Source organism: Pseudomonas sp. RHF3.3-3, from assembly GCF_048069595.1.
GTDB lineage: Bacteria > Pseudomonadota > Gammaproteobacteria > Pseudomonadales > Pseudomonadaceae > Aquipseudomonas > Aquipseudomonas fuscovaginae_B.
In genome coordinates this window covers 5,345,707-5,367,354 of record NZ_CP182250.1, presented here as the reverse complement: position 1 = coordinate 5,367,354, position 21,648 = coordinate 5,345,707, and the positions used below count along the sequence as shown (strand labels likewise).

The following is a 21,648-nucleotide window of genomic DNA, read 5'->3' as shown; positions in this document are numbered from 1 at the left end:
ACAGCTTCACAGGTCAAGGCGCAGGCGGTCAGGTTCACTATACCCGGCCGCCTGTCCGGGGCGAGGAGAGCGATAATGTCGAAGTCCAAGCGTTCGAAAAACCATTCCCCCCTCCAGCAGGTCCAGGAACCGAAGGCTCCGCGGGCTCCGGACGCGCTGCCGGACATTCCGAATGGCGAGGAAAACCTGCTACCGATTTCGGCGCTGACCCGGCCTTTGACGATTATCGTCCCCATGTGGGGTAACTCCGTGCCGACCCCGCAAACCCCGGAGTCGGTGCGACTCAGATGGGACCGTTCGGAATTTGGCTTCCGGCAATGGACGGCTCCGGTCCCGGAGACGGACCTGGTCTTCGAGGCGCCGGTGGAGGGCTTTGGCGAAGGTCAGCATGAAGTCATGTATGAGCTGACCCTGGCCAACGGCGAGAAGTTCGACTCGCAGAAGCTCACGCTGACCATCGATAAAACCAAGCCGCTGTTGAACCAGACCGACGAAAAACCGATTTTCCCCGACGAGATCCGCCTCAATGGCGTGACCGCCGCCTACCTGGCGCGTCCGGAAAACAACGATGAGGTCAAGGCGATCATCCCCCCTTACGATGCGCTTGCTGGCGGGCCCAGACCGGGCGATGTCATCACCTGGTACCTGAATGAAAGAACCGGAACGGGCGAGCCGGATCAACTGAGGGTCGATCAGTTGACCGTGCCTGATCCGGTCCCTGCCGTACTGGAAGCGGTGTATCCGGGACGGGCGTTTCGCGATTTCGGTGACCGCGAAGGTTATGCGCGCTATCGGGTCGAGGACCGCGCGGGCAATCGCAGCGAGTTGTCGGCGCGGGTCGATCTGGATATCAAGGCCGCGCCAATACCCCGTGACCTGAGCTACCCCCGAGTGAAGGAAGCCACGGGCAGTCCCCAGGCCAGTCAACTGAACCCCAACCCCGCCGACGTCGTGCTGAATGGCGCCATCGTGATCATCCCGCAAAATGCGCTGATCTCGGAGGATGAAACCGCGGCGGTGCTGTTTGGCGAACCGGGTTCCTTCGGTTTCTATCAGGCGGACACGCCGACCACCGTCGGCGGTCGCGAATACCGTATTCCAAGGGAATACATCGCGCGCAATCTGAAAAAGACCATTCCCGTCTCCTTTGCCGTCAGCGTGCCCAGCCGTCCCGATCCGCTGCCCTCCGCCGTCCATCAACTGAGCATTTCCAGCCTGACCGACCTGCCGATGATCCAGTGCGACAAGGTCACGAACGACCGGCTGCCGCTTTCGAGCATTGTCGACGGGGGCGTGGCGACCTTTACCCTGGGCAGTTGGAAGTACCTGTCGACCTCACAATTCCTGCGGGTGAGGGTCATAGGGCTGCTCGCCGGCGGCGGGCAGGAAACCATCACGGTACTGGAGGCCGCTTCAGTCCCCGCGTCCGGGACGGTGCCGGCGGGCACTATCTCGAAAGCTACACTGCAGCGTTTCAAGATAGGTGAAATGCTCGAGATCCGCCCGTACGTCAGCTTCGACAACAAGGCGACCTGGTATGACTTTCCCTATCCGACTCCGACGCTGACCGCCTGACACGCCCGATACCTGTTTCTAGCGGTAGGTGATGGTGAAATTCAGCGCTCCCCTGGCATTGCCGGGCTCCACCCGAGCCTCGGTCTGGTAGAAGCGGGCCATGAAGTCCAGCACCGTCGTGCCGGGCCTGATCGGCGTCATGGGCACCTCGGTGCCCAGGGCCACCGGGGTCACGCCATCGCCGCGCAGGACCTGGATGCCGAACCCCGAGGCGCTGGAGTCGCTGGTCAGGCTGAAAATCCCGCGGTCTTCGTCGATCGGTTGCGAGCCGCGAACGCCATCGAGCCTGATGGTCGCCATGGCGACGTTCTCGTCTTCGGGGTCGGCCTCGCAACCGGTGAGCGTGATGGAGAACGACACCGCCGGGGTGCCAAAGCCCGGGCCGCTGAAGTCGGCCGCGTCCCACTCGCCCAGCCGTACCGGGTCGGCACTCACCGGGTTGCCGGTGGTGCCGCACTGAGCCTGGATCACCGTGCCCTGGGCGGCGAAACTGAAGCCTTTGCCCACGCCGCTGAACTGGCCGCTGAACAGTTCGCTGCCATCCAGCGAATGGGGACCGGCGGGAATCGGGCCGGTCTTGATCAGGGTGACCCAGGCCCGCAGGCTCTGCAGGGAAAAGGCGAAGTGGCCGGTGGGTTGGTCCTGATAGGCGTCGAACGGCGCCACCGGACGGCCGTCCACCGGGATGAAGGTGTTCAGGCCGCTGCCGTCGAAGGGGAATCCCAGTTTGATAAAGGCCCCGACGCCCGGAATATTGGTATTGAATACCTTGCCGTTCAGATCCTCGCCATTGACCGGCGGCAAGTCGCCCGGGAACAGCGCGACACTGGGCCGTGCCTGGAAATTCAGCACCACGCCGGGGGTTTCGATCCGGCACCCCAACTGCGAGCTGCCGCCGCTGCTGAAGGTGTGCCGGGCAAAGGTGCCGATGACACTGCCCTGCGGTGCATTCAGGGGAACGTAGAGGGTACCCAGTTGCGCCTGGAAGGCCAGAGGCCCGCTACCGATCTCCCAGTAGCAGCTGTCGTTGCCGGCGAAGGCCGCCCCGGCCTGGCCGCCGGCCGCCAGCAGCAGGGCGGCCAGCAGTTTTCGTATCGATCGGTTCATGTCGTTTCCTGCGTTGAAGGGGCGGTGGGTTCCGAGGTCTGGCACGTCAGTGTCTGCACGTAGTAGCCCTGGGTCTGTTCCAGCTGTTGCGGGTCGAGCCACAGTGGGCAGCCCTGGCCGTTGTCCTCGCCCCAGCGTACTTCCAGGCGCTGAACCTGCGGGTCGATGGAGAGCAGCACCTGGCCGGCCTGGCCGACCGTGCCGAGTGGATTGCCGTGGGCATCGCTGACCTGGGCGCCGAACGGCAGCGGCTTGCCCTGGGCGGTCAGGGCGGTGATCAACAGGCGGTTGACCGTGCGCGCCGCGAACCGGGTCTTGACCACCGCGCCCCGGCGCGGCACCACCTGGGCCGTGCCATTGTCGATCTCGACCTCCGGGCCCAACTGGTCGGTCTGCAGACTCAGGGTGTTGGCGCGATAGGGGCGCAGATAAGGCACCAGGGCAAAGCCACGATCATTGGTGATCACCCCGGCGGCGTTCTGCACGCCGATGCCGGCGATATCCGGCACCTCGACCAGGGCCGCGGTCTCACCCAGATAGGGCCCCATTTCCAGGCCGTCGGCATGCAGCAACAGCGCGCCGCTGGCATTGAGCGAGGCGTTGCGGTAATTGCTGCCCTGGGTCAGGCCGGCACCGATGTTGCCCGAGGCGCCCTGATAGCCCAGCGACAGCGCGGTGTTGTATTGGTCATGGGCATCGCGGCTGACGCTGGTGCGGTAACTGATCCGGTTGTCGTCGGCCTGACCGCTCAGGCTGCTGCGTTGGCTGGAGCGGCCGGCGCTGTTCTGCAGGTCGAACGAGAGCATGCTCGACGAGCCGAAATCCAGTGGCAGCGACACGCTCAGACCGAACTGGCGTTGCTCGCCCACCCGGGTATTGGGCCTTTCGCTCAGCGATTGTTGTGCGAAGACGCTATAGGAAACGCCACGATGGTGGGTGTTGAAGCCGAATTGAAACTGGCGCTGGGTGTAGTGGGTCTGCCAGTAATCCTGGTGCGACACGGTCAGGTTGAGGGAACTCTGCCGGCCGACCTTCTGGTAGACACTGGCCTCCAGGCGGCTGCGCCGGCTGCCGATGAAGCGGGTATCGCGTTCGCGTTCGCGCACGGCCTCCTCGAAGTCGCGGTAGCCGGCGGTGGAATAGCGATAGCCGGCGAAGCGCAGGTTGGTGCCGGTCTGGAACGATTTGCCGTATTTCATCGCATAGCTCAACCCCTGCACCTTGCCTGTCGCCGGGGCGTCGATGGTCGCGCTGGAGTGGGTCAGGTCCAGCGCCAGGGCGCCGAACGAGCCCAGGTCACGGGCCACGCCCAGGTTGCCGGCGCGATAGAAATCGCTGCCCATCAGGCCGCCGTAGAGGGTCGAGCTCCAGCCGGTGCCGACGGCCAGGGTGCCTTGCCAGAGTGGCGCGTCCGAGTCGAAGCCGATGGCGTTGTGGCGCCCGATGGCTGTGCTGTAGCGCCAGACCCCTTCGCGCAGCAGATTGGACAAGGTGGAATAGGACTGGGTGAAACGCTGGACCTGGCCGTCGGCCTCGGTCAGCACGATCTCCAGTTCGCCACTGCTGGCCACGGTGCTGAGGTCATCGATTTCATAGGGGCCGGGGCTGACGAAGGTGGAGTAGATCGGGTAGCCGTTCTGCAGGATCTCGAGCTTGGCGCGGCTCTGGGCGGTGCCGCGAATGATCGGCGCGTAGCTTTGCAGGGTGTCCGGCAGCATGTCCTGGTCGGAGGCGATGATGGCCCCGCGAAACGCCAGGCTCTTGAAAATATCGCCACTGGTGAAGGTGTCGCCCAGGGTCAGGTTCGCATTCAGGCCGGGCAGGTCGCGCTGGGCATAGCTGTAGGCGCTGTTCCATTCCCGCCGACCCTGGTCGTCCAGGCGCAGCGAACGATTGCCGCGCAGACGCCAGGCGCCGAGGTTCACGCCGCCGTTGAGGTAGAGGTCGTCGCTGTGGCTGGAGCCCCCCAGGCGGTGCCGGCTCTGCTGGGTCGAGAGCTGATAGTTGACGAAGGCGGCATTGATGCCGGTCTCCCAGTGCTCCGGTGCGATATAGCCGATGACGTCGCGGCGCATGGCGATCTGTGGAACGGAGATTTCCAGGCGCAACTGGCTGCCCTCGAAGTGGCTGTCGGCGCCGGGAATGACCCGGGCCAGCTCGACGCAGCCGCCTGGCGTAGGCGCGGTTTCGGCCAGGCTGTCGAGTTTTACGCCCAGTGTGCCGAGCAACTCGGCGGACAGGCAGGGCAGCAGGCGGTTGCCCTTGGGGTCCAGGCTGAAGTCCAGTTCCCGGCTGCCGGCGGGGCGCTGGTTGATCAGCAACTCGACCCGGTAGCGTCCCGGTCCCAGGTCGTTCTGCTGGCCCAGCGCCTTGAGTGCCTGGCTGCCGGCCTCGTGGGCATATCCCGGGTGCTGGTGCAGAAAACCGGATTGGAACTCGATGGGCGGTTCCGCCAGCGCGCATTGGCTGGCCAACCACAGGGCACTACCGCCGGTTACGGGCAGCAGGTAACGCAGACGCCGGCGCCAGACTGGCCGCCGATCTCGGAAGAATGGAGTCATGATGGCTTTCACGCAGGGCAGGAGGGCATGCCTCAGGGGGTCGATTGCACGGGCGCATGCAAGGGCGCGCTGACGGCCCCGTAGTCATTGATGGCGTTGAAGCTGACGCGCAGGCCGGATGCCGGTCTCACCGTATCCAGGGCGAAGTGCTGTTGCTTGAGCGGCTCGACCATGGCCGGATTGTTCAGGGTTTCCGCTTGGCCGTTGCCGCTCAACTCGATGCGGTTGAACGACACGTGAAAGGGCGTCGGGTTATGCACCAGCAGGTGCGGTTTGCCATTGATGGGCCGGACCGACCACTGCAGGTCCTTGAGGCGGCTACCGGGTTTTTCCTTGAGCTGCACGGGCCGGTAGAACAGCTTGATCCGGGTGCGCAGGGCGATGTTCAGCACATTGCCTTGCACGCCGCTGGCCTGGGGGATTTCCTGGACGTTGAAGTAGAACAGCGACTCGCGATCGGTCGGCAGGCTGTTGGGCAGGCCATTGATCTGAACCTGCTGCTCCTTGCCGGGGTTGAGCCGGAACAACGGCGGCGATGGCATGAAGGGCACGGCGGTGGTGGTGTCGTCTGCGGCGGTGTTGACCCAGGTCTGCACCGCGTAGGGGCTTTGGCTGGGGTTGTTGACAATCAGCGAGACGTTGCGTTTGTCGCTGTCGAACACCACGCGCGTGGCGTTCAGGCTCAGGGCGGCCTGGCTGGACGGGATGTGCGAGGCCAGCAGCAACAGGGCCGTGCCGGCGCCGGCGGCAAGACGCCAGGACGCCACCTGGGGAATGAAACCGAGCATGGATCAGTACCTCTGGAACAGGCGCGAGGTTCGCGCCTGAAATACAGCGTGGAGTGCCCTGGCTTGATCGAGGTTCAGGCGCGGCTGGCCGTCGCCGCCAGGGAACGCGGTAATGGCCGGTCAGTTGACGGCGACGACGAACAGCACGTCGGCCGAGGCGCTGCCGGGCAGCACGCTGCTGCCGGCCGGGGCGGTACGGCGGTAGTAGGCGTTGAACAGCATGTCGGTCGGGCCGCTGGCGTTCAGGTCGTATTCGGCGGAGGTGCCGCCGGGGGCGACCGAGCTGCCGGTCTTGTCGCGGATCACGATGGCCACACCCTTGGCCACGCTCGGATCCTGATCGGAGCCCACGGAGAAGTAGTTGCCGCTGGGGTCGGCGGTGCCGTTGAAGGTCACTTCCGCCGCGGTACCGCCACAGGCGGAGGCGTCCCCGACGCGCAGGGCGAAGGCCTTGCCACGGTATTCCTGGCCGGGGGCGGTGAAGCGGCCGGCGTCGACGCTGCCCATCTTGACCTGGTTGCTGATGGAGCCGTCCTCGGGGTTGACCACTTCGATCGGGCAGGTGCTGCTGGTGATCTTGCCTTCGAAATTGATGGTGCCGGTGTTGGCGAAAGCATGGGTGCCCGCCAGGCTGGCGGCCAGGCCGAGGGAGAGGGCGATCAAGGGTGTTTTCATCGATGCTGATCCTGTTGCTGCGCAGTGCCCGGCGTTTTTGGGGGTAAGGCGAGACTCCCGGGGTGCACTGCGATACTGAGAGGCCGGTGTTGTAGGGAAGTGTCTCGGGGCGGGAGTCTAGGGAGGGGGGGGGGCGGGGGATATGAGAGAGTTCTCAATGTGGGGGAGGTGGCTGCGTATTGCCGGGTATGGATGTAAACGCATCAGGCACAACATGGGTGGATGCTGTGCCTGATATTGAACCTTTGTCTGGTCTCCGGGAAAACTACGTGAGGAATGCTCTGAGCTCATAGTTTTTCTTTTTAAGCGCGGTTTCTATATTCTGTACATTATGTTCTCCCACTTGAGTTGTATTCTTAAGTGTTGTCTGCATTTCTACCAGGAACTCGTCAAATGGACTTTGCTGCTGGACTTTTGTGTTGGGAGGGGGGGGATTTGCAGCCCTCCCTCCTGAACCAGCGCCATTATTTGTCGGAGGAGCAAAATTAGAGCCGCCAGAGGCATTATTAGGAGCAGGAGAAGCAGCAGGTCCTGATGCTGGTACCTTGTGGATGGGGCGTGGAGATGGTAGTGGTGTTGGCGCCGCCGAAGCAGACTGAGCTAGACCAGCACTGATTGGTTGCGCTCTTGGTATTGTAATGCCGGGTTCTGGCACTATTGTTGGCATTTTTGGGCTAAAGCTTCCTTGATGACCCAGCAACCAACTGAAGCCCGAGGTGGAGCGGTAGCCTGAGGCGGAGCCCCGCATGACGGTGCTTGCCAGCCCAGCCACCGCTATATGGGCAACACTGAGAACCGCTGAGGCTATTCCCATCCCAAAGGCGGCCTTGCTAAAGGTCTCATTCCTGGTTTCCACACCCACAGCCTCGAAAACCGTGGCACCGGCGGCCATCCCTACGCCCACTGCCGAGATTATCACCGCAGCCGGTGTGGCGCTGCCCAGGGTGCCTATCGCGATCGCGAAGGAGACCGCTACCATGGCCGCGCCGATGATCACGCCAATCCAGTTCTTTTTCGGCGGATCCGGCCGCCGTACGGGGGGCTCGTCTTCGTTCGGTACGCGCGTGCGGCCCGTGGATGAGGCGTGGCCAGTGGGGTCGGTCATCAGGATCGGGTTGCCCAGGCAGTAGCAATAGGGGTTCAGGCCGCCTGAGCCGAATGGGCTGAGGTTATCGCGGCTATGGAACCGCATCAGTTGCGGGTTGTAGGCCCGGTAGCCGCTTCCCAGCAGATACCAGCCGCTGGCCGCTTCGCGCAGCTCGCCGTTGAAGGCCTTGAGGCTGAGCAGCGTTTCGTCGCTGCTGCGTTCGCCATAGGCGTTATAGACCGCCGTGCGCAACTGGCCGCTCTGGCCTTCTCCGAGCACGCTGCCATTGCCGTCGCTGAGCAGCAGCAGGGTCTGGTCGGGGTCGCCGGGTTGCTGCTGACCCAGGTTCTCGAGAAAGTGGGTTTGCCGGTCGCCCTGCACCAGATGGCTCAGTTGCCCGCCCTGGTAGAAACGCAGGATTTCTTCCTGGTTGGCCTCCTGGGAAGCCAGCAACTGGTCATGGCCGTCATAGCGATACTGGCTCACGGGCTGCTGGTTGGCGGCGCGAACCTCCAGCAGGCGGTTCTGGCTGTCGTAATACAGCCGTTGCCCCTGCAGGTCGTTGAGCAGGTTGCCATTGGCGTCGTACTCGAAGTCCTGCCGTTGCACCGCCTGGCTATCGAGACTGCGGCTGATACCGGTCAGTTGGAAGGGATCGTCGCTGCGGTAGTGGTATTCGCACATCTCGTCCGTACCATCGGCGAACCGGGTCAGCCGCAGGGTGATGTTGTCCAGCGGGTCGAATACATAGACCTGTTCGCTGATGGCGCGACCGTCTTCGCCCTTGGGCAGGGTCAGGCCGGAGCAGCGGTGCACTTCCAGGCGCCCGCGCTGGTCATAGAAGAAGGTTTCCTTGAGCAGGCTGGTCAGGTTGCCCTGCCCGTCATCGAGCTGCAGATGGCGGCTGCCGAGTTGCCCGTCGATATCCCAGTGCTGTTCGAGCCGGCGTGTGGGGTGGCCGTCCAATTGTTGGGTGCGCAGGATCTCGCGGTTCTGTTCGTCATACCCCAGGGTCGTGACCAGGTGGCTGCCGGCGGCGGTATCGGTGGTGGTGCTGCTTTCGAGCCGACCCAGGCGGTCGTAGTGGAAGCTGGCCTGCAAGTTACCCTGGGCGATAAGTTTCAGGCGCCCGTCGCCGTAATAGTGGTATTCGCTGACGAACTCGCTGGAGCCGTTGCGGTCGATGCGGCGGATCGGTGAGCCGTTGAGCGAGCTGACATGCTCGGTTTCCCAGGTCTTGCCCTGGGAGTCGGTCCAGCTTTCGTGGCGCAACCGGTTATCCGGGTAGTAGCGGTAGGTCCTTTTACCCTGCGAGTTCTCCGCCGCGGTCAGCAGGGCACTGAGGGGGTCGTGGACGTAGGTGGACAACTCTTCCGGGGCCTCGCGCCGTTCGGGTTCGTCGGTCAGTTGCAGGTTGTACTTATAGGTGATCGACTCGCCCGCGGCGGTGATGCGTTCATGGGGCTGTAGCTGTTCGTCCTGGTAGAAGAAGCTTTCCCGGTAGGGCCCGGTTTGAGTCCAGGTAAGGCGTTCCAGGCCGTCGAAATGTTGGGTGCCGATTTCGGTTTCCTCGCTTCCCCGCAGCACGCTGAGCCGGGTCGGCAAGTCGGCCTGGCTATGTTCTGCGTAGGCGCGCCGCACCGTGGTGTTGTCCGGCAGGGTGGTACTGAGCATGCGCAACCAGGGGTCGTAGCTGAAGCGGGTCACACGTTTTTTTTCATCGGTCTGCCGGGTGCAGTTGCCCAGCCCGTCATAGCGGAAGCTGCGGCTGGAAAGCCTTGCACCCTGGGCATCCTGGCTGTGCACTTCCACCGGTTTTTCGAACAGGTTCAACCAGGTTTCGCTCTTGCCGCTGATCAACGGCCTGGCCCCAGGGCTCTGCTGCCAGGTGGTCTGGATCGGCCCCCGGGTCCATTTCAGCGGATCGCCGATGGGATTGAAGTCGGTATGTTGTTCGACCCCCGCCGAGTCGATGACACAGGATTGCCGGCCCCAGTCGTCATACTGGTAGCGGGTGACATAGGCCTGTTTATCCTCTTCGAAATAGTCCCACAGAGTCTCTTCGATCAGGTCGCCCAAGCCGTCGAAACGGGCGCCATAGGTTGGCTCGACCCGTCCCTGGTTATTCTCGTGGACCTGGTCGCGCTCCTCGTAAAACGCTCGACCCAGGCCGTCGAACACGGTTCGGGTGGTGATCTCGCGGGCACTGACGATGGTCTGGCTGCCGAACTTGCCCAGCCCGCCGGACAAACTGTACGAATACTGGCGAGAGGCCTCGAAGGCGGTGCCTGGGGCTGTGGTTTCGCGGGTGAGTCGACCCAGGTTGTCGTACTCGTAGCGGATCCGGGTTTCATTCGACTGTTCCAGCAGCAGCCAGCCGGTGAGCAGCGCATGCTGCTGGATCGTGGTGCTGCTGGCCGCGTCGAAATCGGTGGTCAGGATTTCCATGGTCTGCCTGGCTGGTTCGGGCACGCCACCGCCACTCACTACTTCATAGTGGAAGCGGGTCCGGGTGGTCATGCCATTGAGGGTGATCGCCTGTTGCCGGGGCTGGCCGTGAAGAAAGCGATCAGCAGGCGCGTCATGGTATTCAAAGCGCGTTTGTTGCAGGGTTTCTTCCCGTTCCTGGGCCGTGCCCGGGTTATGCACCTGCACCAGGGTTTCGCTTTCCAGCACCGTGACGGGCGGCTGCCGGCTGTCGCTCAGCGGTTGTTGCTCGATATAGCGGCAGTATGTCTTAAGGGTGGGCGCGGCATCGTAGTCGCTGGACACTGCCGGGCTCATGGTCCTGCTGCGGAGCTTGCGGACAAACCCATAAGGGTCCCTCGGGCAGTCGGCCTCGGTGCCGTCTGCGAGGAAGTAGCTGCTGGTCCTGATCTGGCCATTGGCCTGGGTATGTTTCAGTTCATTGCCCGAAGTGTCGTAGGCGAAGCTTTCGGTTTCCTCGCGATGGCGCGTGGCATCGTTCTTCAGGCGCCAGCGGGTGACGACTTTCATGGGCAACTGGTAGGTCGTCGGCTGGGCTACGACCGAGCCGCCGACCAGGTTGTAGTCTGTCTGGGTCTCCTGGATCGTATTACCCTGCTCGATGCGTTCCAGGGTGAGCGAATGAAACCGGTTGAACTGGCGCAGGGTGCTGCGCACGGGAATTCCACCTCGATAGTGGGTCTGCGTGGTTTCATAGATGTAGTCGGCCATCTGATAGATCAGCGGATCGTGGTAAGTACCGCTCCAACTGATGGGCAGGGTATTGCCCAGGAAGTTCTTTCCGTCCGCTGAATAGCTGTAGTGCACTTCCAGTTTGTCGGGGTTCTGTGGATCGCCATCCGGATACTGCTCGTGCCGGGTGACCCTGGGCAGCTTGCGCGTGGCGCTGTTGGGGAATGCGTGGTCTTCGCCGTAGGTGATGCTCTCACTACCCCCTAGCGGATTTTGTACGGCGACGATGACAAGGTGTTCATGGCGGTAATCGTAGTCAAAGCGCCAGGTACCGGTTTGTCCCGTGCTATCGGCCGGCAGGGTGATACTGCGTACGTGGTTCTCGGTGCCGATATCGAAACCCAGCACGTAGCGGGCCAGGGGGCCTCCACTGGGGCCGCTGCCGGGATGCAGGTCCAGGGTGAGGCTACCGGTATCGCGCCTGATCTCGAGAATGGGCGTGCCGTTCTCATCCTTGATCGATTCGAGCCGGGGATGCTGGCTGTTGAACAGTGCATAGCTCAGCGTCAACTTGTGCCCCAGGGGCGAGTGGATCTCCACCGGTACGGCGATGATTTCGTTGCGGCCATGTTCCTCCAGTACTTCTACCAGACCGTCCTTGTGCACCACCTTGTAGCGACGCTTGCCCAGTTCGGATGCCGGGTAGTTGTAGAAGCGGAAACTGTCGAGTTTCCTGGCCTGCATCAGCAGTTCGTCGTTGGCGCCGTTGCCGGTGACGATATGCAACTCGCCGGTATAGAGAGACAGCACCCGGCTCGTCGGCGCGTACTCCGACAGTTGCAGAGTCCAGCCGGTGCCGTAGCCACGGTCTTCGCGATTGAGCGCGCTGAAGGCCAGGGACAGGGGAAAGGCCGGGCCGCGCAACTGGTTCGCTTGCAGTTCCGAAAGGTCGAGCGATATCCGGTATTGCCCGGTACGCGGGTCGACACCGTTCTGTATCGCCTGCATGAAATTCAGTGCCGACGAATGGAGGGAAGTGGAGCTGCTCATGGAAGTAAGCCTCTGTATTGATCGCGGACCAACACTCTCGATATCGCCGACGAGTACACTTCAGCCCGTTTTTAAGCCGTATGGAAGTTTCGTTGAGAACATGGGAACGATAATTGGCGAATCTTCGTTATCCACGGTAACAGATCACTTGGCGGGACAAACCTAGCAGTTCTACTAGTAGGCACCGGGCTGGGCCAGGCGTAGAAGTCGCTTATTCAAGTGGGGTTCCCTATCATAACGGAGCTACGGTCATGGTGGCGTCGACTTATACAAAAGCTGAATTATTGGCTTGGTTGAAAGATGAAAAACGCATGCTCGGTTGGGATGCGATTATCGCGTTACAGCGCGATGCCACCAATACCCTGCTGCTGCAGCAATATATCGAGCACTTTGACCAGGGCGCTTCCTACTGGTCGGGGATTGGCGGTTTCATCCCCACCAGCGGCAATAATGTCATGGAGGCCATCAGCAACTTCACCCTGGATGTGCCGCGTTTGTTCTTTGAAGACACCGGGCTCGACAACTCCCGGGCCAATCTCGAGATGGCGATTGTCGAAGGCAGTCAGTTGACGCTGCTTCGAGTCATCAACCACTGGGCGGTGACCCGGATTTCCGAGTATTCCCCCAGCGAAGGCCCGCGCCTGTACCTGGACCTGCTGCTGGCCGATGTGCCGGGAGAGATCGACGGTGACCGGCGCATCCGTCTGGACCTTAAGCAAAGCAGCGATTTTCGCCTGACTTTCGCCAAGACCCAGTCGGAACAGCTCGAGGGCGGCCGGTTTTTCAAGCTGCTGTTCGAGCAACTGCCCGACGATCAGCGTATCTGGGTCATGGGGGAGATCAAGGAGGGCACCAACCCGATGATGCAGCCGGAATCCTTTGGTCTTCGTACACAACAGGGTGGGGCAGCGGGCGAGGGGGCGATCCTGGCCTTCGTGCGCATGAAGGGTCGGCACGAAGGTGGCTTTCCGGGGGCGAGCAGCGGTTTTCGCTACCTGATTCCGAAGGATGCGGGCAAGGACTATTCCGCCACGGTATTGCTCAGCCGGGGGCGGGTGATGATGGCGCAGTTGCTCAAATCGTTCGGTGAATTGATGGGCGATGATGATTTTTCCTACGTCTTCGATCAGGACAATGAGCTGATTTTGGCGACCTCGACCGGAGGAAAGTTCGATATTCCGAACCAGCGATTTACAGAGCGTTTCGAATTTGGTTTTCCTTCCGGGATAGCCTGGATAAATATTATTTTTGGGTTCGATAGTTTTTCGATACCCTTGGCTAATGCGTTGGTGTTGGAAGTCAAAGGGCAGGAAGTGACGGTCCGGCTGCGTGCTCGTGGTCAGATACCTATCAAGTTTTACCGTGTGGAAGATAGTGATCCACCGATGTATGTCGAGTATTTTTCCGGGGACTTCTCTCAGCACTACAACCTGTCCATTCTTGCGAATTATGAGTTGGTAGACAGCAGTGGTGGCGGAGAGATCAGGCTGAAGTCATTCAAGTATGAGGCCTTTACCGATGAGTCAGGTTCGCCCAGCGAATGGGCACCCTCTTCAAAGGTCAGTCGTGGAGGCTTGGAACCAGAGGAGCTGGCGTATTTCATACAGTATGTAGAAAGTCAGAGTGCCGCGATCACGGCTGCAGCCACGAAAAGAATTATAGACGGTCCCGAGTTTGAAAATGCAATCAAGGAAGCATTCGAGCGCCAGTTTCCCTCAACTCTTTCGGTAAGAGAGTTCGTCGAAGAAAACATTGAACTGCATTTTGGCAATGCCATTGTCGGCAACGAGGTTCATTCTCCCGGCGATGTCGGTTTCTTCGGCCGGGTCAGCCCGCAACAAACCCATTTTGCAATCACCACGCCAGAGCCGTTGCTGGCGGCGGGGGCTTCCCATGCATTCCAGACCCAACCGGCCGTCAGCGGCCTGCGCTGGACGGTGCAGGACCTGCGCCGCAGCGCACGCAACCCGGGCAGCATCGACCCTTCCACCGGCCTGTACCGGGCCCCGCAAGCCGGGCAGATCGAGGGCCGCTTCACCCGGGTGCGGGTCACCGCGACGGACCCGGCGACGAACTTTCGCAGTGCGGCCCTGGTGACGGTGGTGGCCAACCCCCTGACGATCAATCCGCTGATCAGCGTTTGCGATCCCAATGAACGGGTCGACCTGGGTCTGGGGGTACTGGGGCAGGGCCGCGTCGAGGTAACGGTCAGGCGTCCGGGGCCTGGCAGCGGCACGATCGAGCAGCAAGATGGCCAGTACACCTATGTCGCTGGGGATCGAGTGCAAAGGGAAACCTATGTACTGGACGAAGTCGTGGCGACCTGCGAGGGGCAATCACGATCGGCCTGCATGCTGGTCAAGCAGCAGAATCCGGCCCTCACCGTATCGCCAGTGACCGATGCAGGCCAACTGTCGGCGGGGCAGATACAACTCAAGACCGAGTTCAATGGCCTGGATATCACCAAGGATGTGGAATGGCTCATCGCGTTCGACGGGCCAGGGCAGATGGATGCGGATGCCCCAGGCCTCTATCACGCGCAGCCGAGTGCCGATGCGCGGTTCGTCTGCATCATCGCGCAATACGACATGGCGGGCTTCGGCACTTTCAAAGGCCACGTCATCCTGCCGTTACCGCTGATCGAGTTTCCCAGTGAGTTGCAGATGCTGAGTGAGCCATGACGCCAGCCCTCCAGGGTTGCACGCTGACGCTAGCCGACCGCCCGTCTCTTGCAACCTAGCAGTTCTGCTAGTAGGCAGCCTGTTACGACCAGCGTACAAAAGACTCATCCGCGACACGTCGAAGTCTCTGTGTCGGCGACCCGAGCAATGACGGGAGTCAAACCGGAGACGCCATTCCATGAGTACCAAGATCACCCCACCTGTCCCTCTCGTTCCGCTGCTGAGCCGTGACAATGCCCTGGATCTCGACAGCCTGGGCAGCGATGATCTTATGACCTACATCCAGTACCCCGGCATAGCCAAAGGCCATCTGATCGCTCCGCAATGGCGGGGCCGTGCCAGGGACGGCCAGGCGATCGATGAAACGGCCAATCAGGATGTGGACGATCGCCTGGAGTACGACGATAACGGCGACCCCTGGATGCCGATCCCCATCGTCAACAGCAAGGTCGTGGCGCTGGACCAGGGCGAGGTGTTCTATTCCTATCGCTACTCCGAGGATGGCGGCAACACCTTTACCGATGAGTCGTTGCGGCTGTTTTTTTATGTCGGCAAACGGCCCTGGATGTCCAGCCTCCTGTTGCCGGTCGCTCACCTTAAAGAGTCCCATGATCGCTGCGTGGACGTGAACAGCGACCCGGTACTCGATGGCGCCACCCTCACGACGGTGCCCTACCAGGCCATGGCGGAGGGCGATGAGCTGGCGTTCGTGTGGGCAGGCTACCGGCCCGGCTCCCCCACTCCGATTGTGGAAACGTACTACAAAACCGTCAGTGCCGAGGAAGTGGGGCATCCACTGGAGTGGCACCTGCCCTATGCCCGGTTGCAGATCATCAAGAACGGTTATGCGTTGATGAGCTACAGCGTGACCTATGCCGATCCGGTGGATCCGGCTGCGCCACAAACATACTCCGCCGAACAGCGGATCGCCGGTGTGCCCCCCAGCGAGCCGCTGCTCCCCCTGTTGTCGGTGGTTGGTCATGCCGGCGGGCAGATCGACCCTTCGCTTTACCCATTCGGCGTACCGCTGCGCATCCCACCTTATGCCGACCCGCAGGTCGGCGACACGGTGGTGGTGTATGCCGATGGGGAGAACTCCTCGATCCAGCTTTCGATGCAGTTGGATATTACCAACGTCGAGAGCGCCATCCTTGAACTGCGCCTGGATGCCCGCTGGTTGCAGGCACATTATGGCGAAGAGGTCAGCTTGAGCTACCAGTACGCAAGGGCCGGCGCTTCGCTCAGCTCTGAAGCCCTGGTCCTGAGGGTACGTAGGCAACTACGGTTGTTGGCGCCGGTCGTCGAGAACGCCGTGCCCTACGATGACGATGGCACCGGCATACCCAAGGGTTGGATCACCGCGCCCGGTGCTCAATTGGGGGTAGTTATCCGGATACCGGAAGAGGGTGAGGTCGTCCCCGCTGACGAGCGCTGGGTGGTATGGAGCGGTCATGACGGAGACCATCGGGTGGATAACCCCGTTGGTGGGTCCGATTGGCGGTACAAGATCGTTTCCGAAGTCATTCCGGCGGATCTGGGCAAGTGGGTGAAGATCCGTTATGCGGTCATACCCGTCGGTGAACGCGACACTCATTGGTCGCCGGACTTCGAACTGTATATCAAGGATTTCGAGGGTGGCTGGCCGTCGCTTCAGGCCGAAAGCCCGAAAGTCAGCGATGGACTAAACGGTATCAGGCTGAGCCAGGTGGGCCAGTTCATGGTCTTCAAGGTGTCCTACTGGCAATTCATGGACGAGGGGCAATTGCTCAAGGCGCACATCTCGGGGATTCGTGACAGCGATGGTGAGACTGTTTCCCGAACGATGCGAGATGAGAGCGAACCGGTGACCGAGGACGAGTTCTACGACGGCCAGGTTCTGGTGAAGGTTTCTGGTGACTTTATCCAGCAATTGAGAATTGGTGAGCAGTTTGATGTCACCTTCGAAGTCAGCTTCGATAAAGGTAATTCCTACAAGTCTTTTGGTGTAAAAGCATTCAAGTTGCTGGAGTGATGCTCCGTACTTTCAAGGTGTTTGCCGGTTTTTAACGAGCAGGGCTTTTCTGTGAATTGACGGTGCTTGGGATAAGTGTCTGCTGTTTTTGAACGGTATCAGGGGTCATGATCATGACAACTACGACATATACAAAAGCTGAACTGCTGGCTTGGCTGGAAGATGAGAAACGCATGCTCGGTTGGGACGCGATTATCGCATTGCAGCGCGATGCCACCAATACTCTGCTGCTGCAGCAATATATCGAGAGATTCGACCAGAACTCCTACTTGTCGGGAATTGGCGGACTCGTACCCACCAGTGGCAATAATTTCATGGAGGCCATCAGCAACTTCACCCTGGATGTACCGCGTTTGTTCTATGAGGATACGGATCTCAACGATTCCCGGGCCAACCTTGAGATGGCGATTGTCGAAGGCAGTCAGCTGTCGTTGCTTTGGGACATCAACCACTGGACGGTGACCCGGATCCAGGAGTACTCCCCCAGCCAAGGCCCCCGCCTGTACCTGAAGCTGCTGCTGGTCGATGTGCCGGGACAGATCGACGGTGACCGGCGCATCCGCCTGGACCTGAAGAAAAGCAGCGACTTTCGCCTGACTTTCGCCGAGAACCCACTGGAACAGAGCGAGGGAGGAAAGTTTTTCAAGGAGCTGTTCGAGCGACTGGACGATGATCAGCGGGTATGGGTCATAGGGGAGATCAAGGAGGGAGCGAACCCGCTGATGCAGCCACAATCCTTTGGCCTTCGTACCCAGCGAGGTGGGGCGCAGGGAGAGGGAGCGATCCTGGCCTTCGTGCGTATGCGGGGCCGTCACGAGGGTGGCTTCCCGGGTCCGAACAGCGGCTTTCGCTACCTGATTCCGAAAGATGCGGACAAGGACTATTCCGCCACGGTATTGCTCAACCGCGGACGGGTGATCATGGCGCAGTTGCTCAAGTCGTTCGGTGATTTGATTGGTACCTATGATTTTTCCTACGAATTCAATGATGACAAGGAACTCATCAAGGCGACATCGAACGGAGGAAAACTCGATATTCCGGCCCTGGAGCTTACAGAACGTTTCGTGCTCAAATTTTTGGGTCGTGAGGCCTGGGCCGAAGTGACCTATGGGATCGATGCTTTCTCGATACCCTTGGCCAAGGCTTTGGTGTTGGAAGTCAAAGGGCAGGACGTGACGGCCCGACTACAGGCCTCTGGTTTTGTACCCATCAATTTAAAGCCAGGGGAGGGTGACCCAAAACTTTCTCCTGGAGATCTTGAAGAGGGTAAATTATTCAAATACTACAGTTTGTCCATTCTGGCGGATTATGAACTGGTCGATACGAACGATGGCGGAGAAATCAGGTTGAAGGCATTCAATTATGAGGCCGATACCGAAGAGCCAGCTTCGTCAAGCGAGTGGGTACCCCCTTCAAAAGCCAGTCCCGGATGGCTGACGCCGGATCAATTTGCTACTTTCATTCTTTATATCATAGGGTCGCTTTTCTTGTTTTTGGGTGAGGCTCTATTGAGAGTCCTGCTGGGGCCCGCGTTTAAGAATGCGATTGAAGCAGCCTTCAAACACAGTATTCCCTCAAACCTTTCAGTCAGAGAGTTCGTCGAAGAAAATATTGAACTCAACTTTGGCAATGCCATTGTCGGCAACGAGGTTCATTCTCCCGGCGATGTCGGTTTCTTCGGCCGGATCAGCCCGCAACAAACCCATTTTGCAATCACCACGCCAGAGCCGTTGCTGGCGGCGGGGGCCTCGCACAGGTTCCAGACCCAACCGGTCATGAGCGGCTTGCAATGGACAGTGCAGGACCTGCGCCGCAGCACGCGCAACCCCGGCAGCATCGACCCTGCCACTGGCGTGTACCAGGCCCCGCAAGCCGGGCAGATCGAGGGTCGTTTCACCCGGGTACGGGTCACCGCGACCGATCCCACGACGAGCTTCTACAGCTCGGCACTGGTAACGGTGGTGGCCAATCCACTGACGATCAACCCGCTGATCACCGTTTGCAGTATCAATGAGAAAGTCGAGCTGGGCGTGGGGGTACTGGGGCAGGGTAGCGTCGAGGTGACGGTCAAGAGTCCGGGGCCCGGCAGCGGCACGATCGAGCTGCAAGGTGGCATCTACACCTATGTTGCCGGGGCAGGAGTGGGGACGGATACCTATGTGCTGGACGAAGTCGTGGCGACCTGCGACGGGCAATCACAGTCGGTCTATATGCTGGTCAAGCGGCAAAATCCACTGATCACCCTATCGCCGGATCCCGATGCAGGCCAACTTCCGCCTGGGCAGATACAACTCAAGGCCAAGGTTGCTGAAGATGTAACGGGCGTTGTGGAGTGGCTTATTGCATTCGAGGGACCAGGTCATATGGATGCGGATATCCCGGGCCTCTATCACTCGGACCCGAATGCCGATGCGCGGTTCGTCTGCATCATCGCGCAATACGAGATACCGGGCTTCGGCACTTTCAAAGGCCACATCATCCTGCCTTTGCCGCTGATCGAGTTTCCCAATGCATTGCAGCAGTTGAGTCATCCGTAACGCGGTTCGACTTTTAAACGAACAGCTCTATTTCATCCACGCTGATCCGTTATCAGCAGGAGATCGAACATGGCCGGTTTTTCGCTGGAGGAACTGTTGGGCTGGATGCAAGGTACCAGCCGCATCAATGACTGGGACCATTTGCTCGCTTTATCGGGGCGTGCCCTCAATACCGCATTGCGCGATCAGCACGCGACCCGCTTGAGCCTGGGTAACGCCTTGCGCGGCATCAGCGGTTCTTTTGAAATACCCGATACGCCGGGTGTGATGGTCCAGTACCACCTCAACGACTGTGCCCTGGATTACCCCGTACTGTCTTTTGCCCAGGTTTCGTACGTATCCAATAACCTGAGCGTCAGCCTGCAACTCAGCGGCGGCCAGAAAATCATCACCCACGACGGTGCTGTCCGTTCGCTGGGTACCTACAGCCTGCTCGATGGCCCACGGTTGGAGTGCGTCGTGCCGATCACCTTCCGCGCCGCCAGCGCCGGGCAGGAGGCACAGGTGGTGTGCGACCTGGCGCAGGAGGGGGCCGTTTTCCAATTCATGGACGCTGACACGCAGAATGAGCGGGATGCCGGCGGGCACTTTTTCAAGCAGCAACTGCAAGCGCTGGGCGAGCGCAGCAGCTATCCGCTGGTGGGTTTTGCCGACCAGGGCAACCCGTTCATGCACCTCGAACGGGTCGAGATCGGTAGCCAGTCGCCCGAGCCCGGTTCCGAAGAGGGGGCCCTGCTGCTGTATTCAACCATGGCCCATGGGCAAGCCGGCCACAAGCCGAGCAATGACTCGGGCTACAAATACCTGATCCCCAACGACCCCGGCCAGGACTACGAGTTCGCCGCCCAGTTTTCCGCCAGCCTGGTCAGCCGTGCCGGCTTCGCCGTGGCGCTGCTGGATACCTTCGGTGCCGATAATTTCGAATTCGTCCACCAGCGGGGCCGCGCCCGTCGCGCCCGGGCAACCGGCATCCGGGCCAAGGCCGGCGCGTTCAGCGTGCCCCCGGTGAACCAGTACAAGGATGACCGCTACGAGTACCGCAGCGAGGCCTTCGAACTCTCGGCGACGCAGGGCGCCGCGCCGCTGTCGGCCGATTTCGAGGAGACCCGGGTGGTGCAGCACTGGCAGACCCGTGGCAGGGTGAAGGTGGAATATCGGCTACAGAGCGACACTTCCTCCTGGACCACCTATACCGTTGAGTTTTCCTGGCGCCTGGAGCAGGTGTTCCAGTTGGTGAACGACGAATTTGGCGCGGGAGTGGAAGGCGAAGTGTTCGTGCCCCAGTCCCGCGAGCCAGACGTCGTGCCGATCGATTTGCCAGACAACGTGTCGGCGGATATGCGCCAGCGCATCGTGGCTTTTGTCGGCCATATCGTGAAGACGGCGCTGCTTGAACGCTACTCCGAGAAGCTGACGGCCGAGGTGGCACCGGATTTTCTCGAGCACACCGACGTGGCCGATATCCTGCCGCTGCAACCTTCGATGATCGCGATGCCACGAGATTATGTTGCGTTCGGCCCATTTGCCTCACCTTCGGGCTCGTTGCGGATCGTACCGGCCAACCCCTCCGTGCTGGCGGGCGGGCGCCTGGCGTTCTCCGTCGAACCACAGCGGTCGGTGGTGTACTCCCTGGATAACCTCGACGCCAGCAACGCGGGGACGATCGATGCGCAGGGAAACTACCGCGCACCCCCACGCCATACCCTGGGAGCCCGGCCTTCGGTCCAGGTATTGCTGCGCGCCGAAGACCCCCAGAGCCGTGAGAGCTGCGTCACGATCATTACCGTGCTGCGCCAGGCGCTGGGGGTGCTCACCGATATCCAGGTGTGCAACCCGGGCGAGCAGGTCGAGTTGGCCGCGTACTCGCAGGGGGACGGGCCCTTGGAGTGGCAGATCGAGAACCCGGTCGAAGGTGAAAGCGGCACGCTTGATCTCGACGAGACTTCGCGGCACTGCACCTATACGGCGGCCGGGCCGGTGGCGGGGAAAACCTATGTGCTCGATGAAGTGAGCGTGACCGACCCGGCCAGCGGCGAGACGGCCTCCAGCCATGTGGTGGTGCTGCAGCGCACCTCGCTCCTGCACATCAGCGCCGATTTCGCTGGCTCGACTCCGGGCAGCGTGCAGTTGCAAGCCTCGCTCAATGGCGTGCCCGTCGAGCTTGGCGTGGAGTGGGGCATCGGCTTCGCCGGCCCCGGCACCATCGACTCACAGGGGCTGTACCGGGCGGACGCCGAGAGCACGGCGCACTTTGCCTTGATTACCGCGGTTTTCAACGCCCCGGTCATTGGCACGCTGGAAGGCTATTTCATCCTGCCACTGCCCCTGGCGAACGCGGCAAAGGTCCTTGGCCGCCTGCGTCGCTAACCAAGCGGCTGGCGGTTTTCATCAGGATGTGACGCATAAACTTGAGAGAG

10 protein-coding genes are annotated in these 21,648 nt (G+C 61.0%); 5 read left to right on the top strand and 5 right to left on the bottom strand.

Translation table 11 applies throughout. The features are described 5' to 3' along the window. Nucleotides 1-75: 75 nt before the first annotated feature. Nucleotides 76-1,575: a hypothetical protein gene (locus ACMGT0_RS23305; RefSeq protein ID WP_416769990.1), complete on the top strand. Its 1,500-nt coding sequence runs from the start codon at nt 76-78 to the stop codon at nt 1,573-1,575. Nucleotides 1,576-1,593: 18 nt separating this feature from the next. Here the strand turns inward: ACMGT0_RS23305 and ACMGT0_RS23300 are convergent, their stop codons facing one another. The 5 genes from ACMGT0_RS23300 to ACMGT0_RS23280 all read right to left on the bottom strand — a co-directional run bounded on the left by ACMGT0_RS23300 (nt 1,594) and on the right by ACMGT0_RS23280 (nt 12,002). After that, nucleotides 1,594-2,682: a fimbrial protein gene (locus tag ACMGT0_RS23300; RefSeq protein ID WP_054062981.1), complete on the bottom strand. Its 1,089-nt coding sequence runs from the start codon at nt 2,680-2,682 to the stop codon at nt 1,594-1,596. Beyond that, a complete protein-coding gene (locus ACMGT0_RS23295; RefSeq protein ID WP_416769987.1) occupies nt 2,679-5,243 on the bottom strand; it encodes a fimbria/pilus outer membrane usher protein in 2,565 nt (854 codons plus the stop codon). Before ACMGT0_RS23295 ends, ACMGT0_RS23300 begins: the two co-directional genes overlap by 4 nt. A gap of 32 nt (nt 5,244-5,275) precedes the next feature. Next, nucleotides 5,276-6,031 (bottom strand): molecular chaperone, encoded by a 756-nt coding sequence (locus ACMGT0_RS23290; RefSeq protein ID WP_416769985.1) that lies wholly within the window; start codon nt 6,029-6,031, stop codon nt 5,276-5,278. 120 nt (nt 6,032-6,151) lie between these two features. Continuing rightward, nucleotides 6,152-6,706, bottom strand: a complete 555-nt coding sequence (locus ACMGT0_RS23285) for a fimbrial protein (protein WP_416769984.1) — start codon at nt 6,704-6,706, stop codon at nt 6,152-6,154. A gap of 265 nt (nt 6,707-6,971) precedes the next feature. Next, entirely contained in the window at nt 6,972-12,002 is a 5,031-nt protein-coding gene (locus ACMGT0_RS23280; protein WP_416769982.1) for an RHS repeat-associated core domain-containing protein, read from the bottom strand. Nucleotides 12,003-12,253: 251 nt separating this feature from the next. Between ACMGT0_RS23280 and ACMGT0_RS23275 the strand changes: the two genes are divergently transcribed. The 4 genes from ACMGT0_RS23275 to ACMGT0_RS23260 all read left to right on the top strand — a co-directional run bounded on the left by ACMGT0_RS23275 (nt 12,254) and on the right by ACMGT0_RS23260 (nt 21,598). Continuing rightward, a complete protein-coding gene (locus ACMGT0_RS23275; protein WP_416769980.1) occupies nt 12,254-14,683 on the top strand; it encodes a hypothetical protein in 2,430 nt (809 codons plus the stop codon). 178 nt (nt 14,684-14,861) lie between these two features. Beyond that, nucleotides 14,862-16,694 carry a hypothetical protein gene (locus tag ACMGT0_RS23270; RefSeq protein WP_416769978.1) on the top strand — a complete coding sequence of 611 codons (1,833 nt, stop codon included), beginning with the start codon at nt 14,862-14,864 and terminating at the stop codon, nt 16,692-16,694. 107 nt (nt 16,695-16,801) lie between these two features. After that, a complete protein-coding gene (locus tag ACMGT0_RS23265) occupies nt 16,802-19,231 on the top strand; it encodes a hypothetical protein (RefSeq protein ID WP_416769976.1) in 2,430 nt (809 codons plus the stop codon). 69 nt (nt 19,232-19,300) lie between these two features. After that, nucleotides 19,301-21,598 (top strand): hypothetical protein, encoded by a 2,298-nt coding sequence (locus tag ACMGT0_RS23260; RefSeq protein WP_416769974.1) that lies wholly within the window; start codon nt 19,301-19,303, stop codon nt 21,596-21,598. Nucleotides 21,599-21,648: the final 50 nt, after the last annotated feature.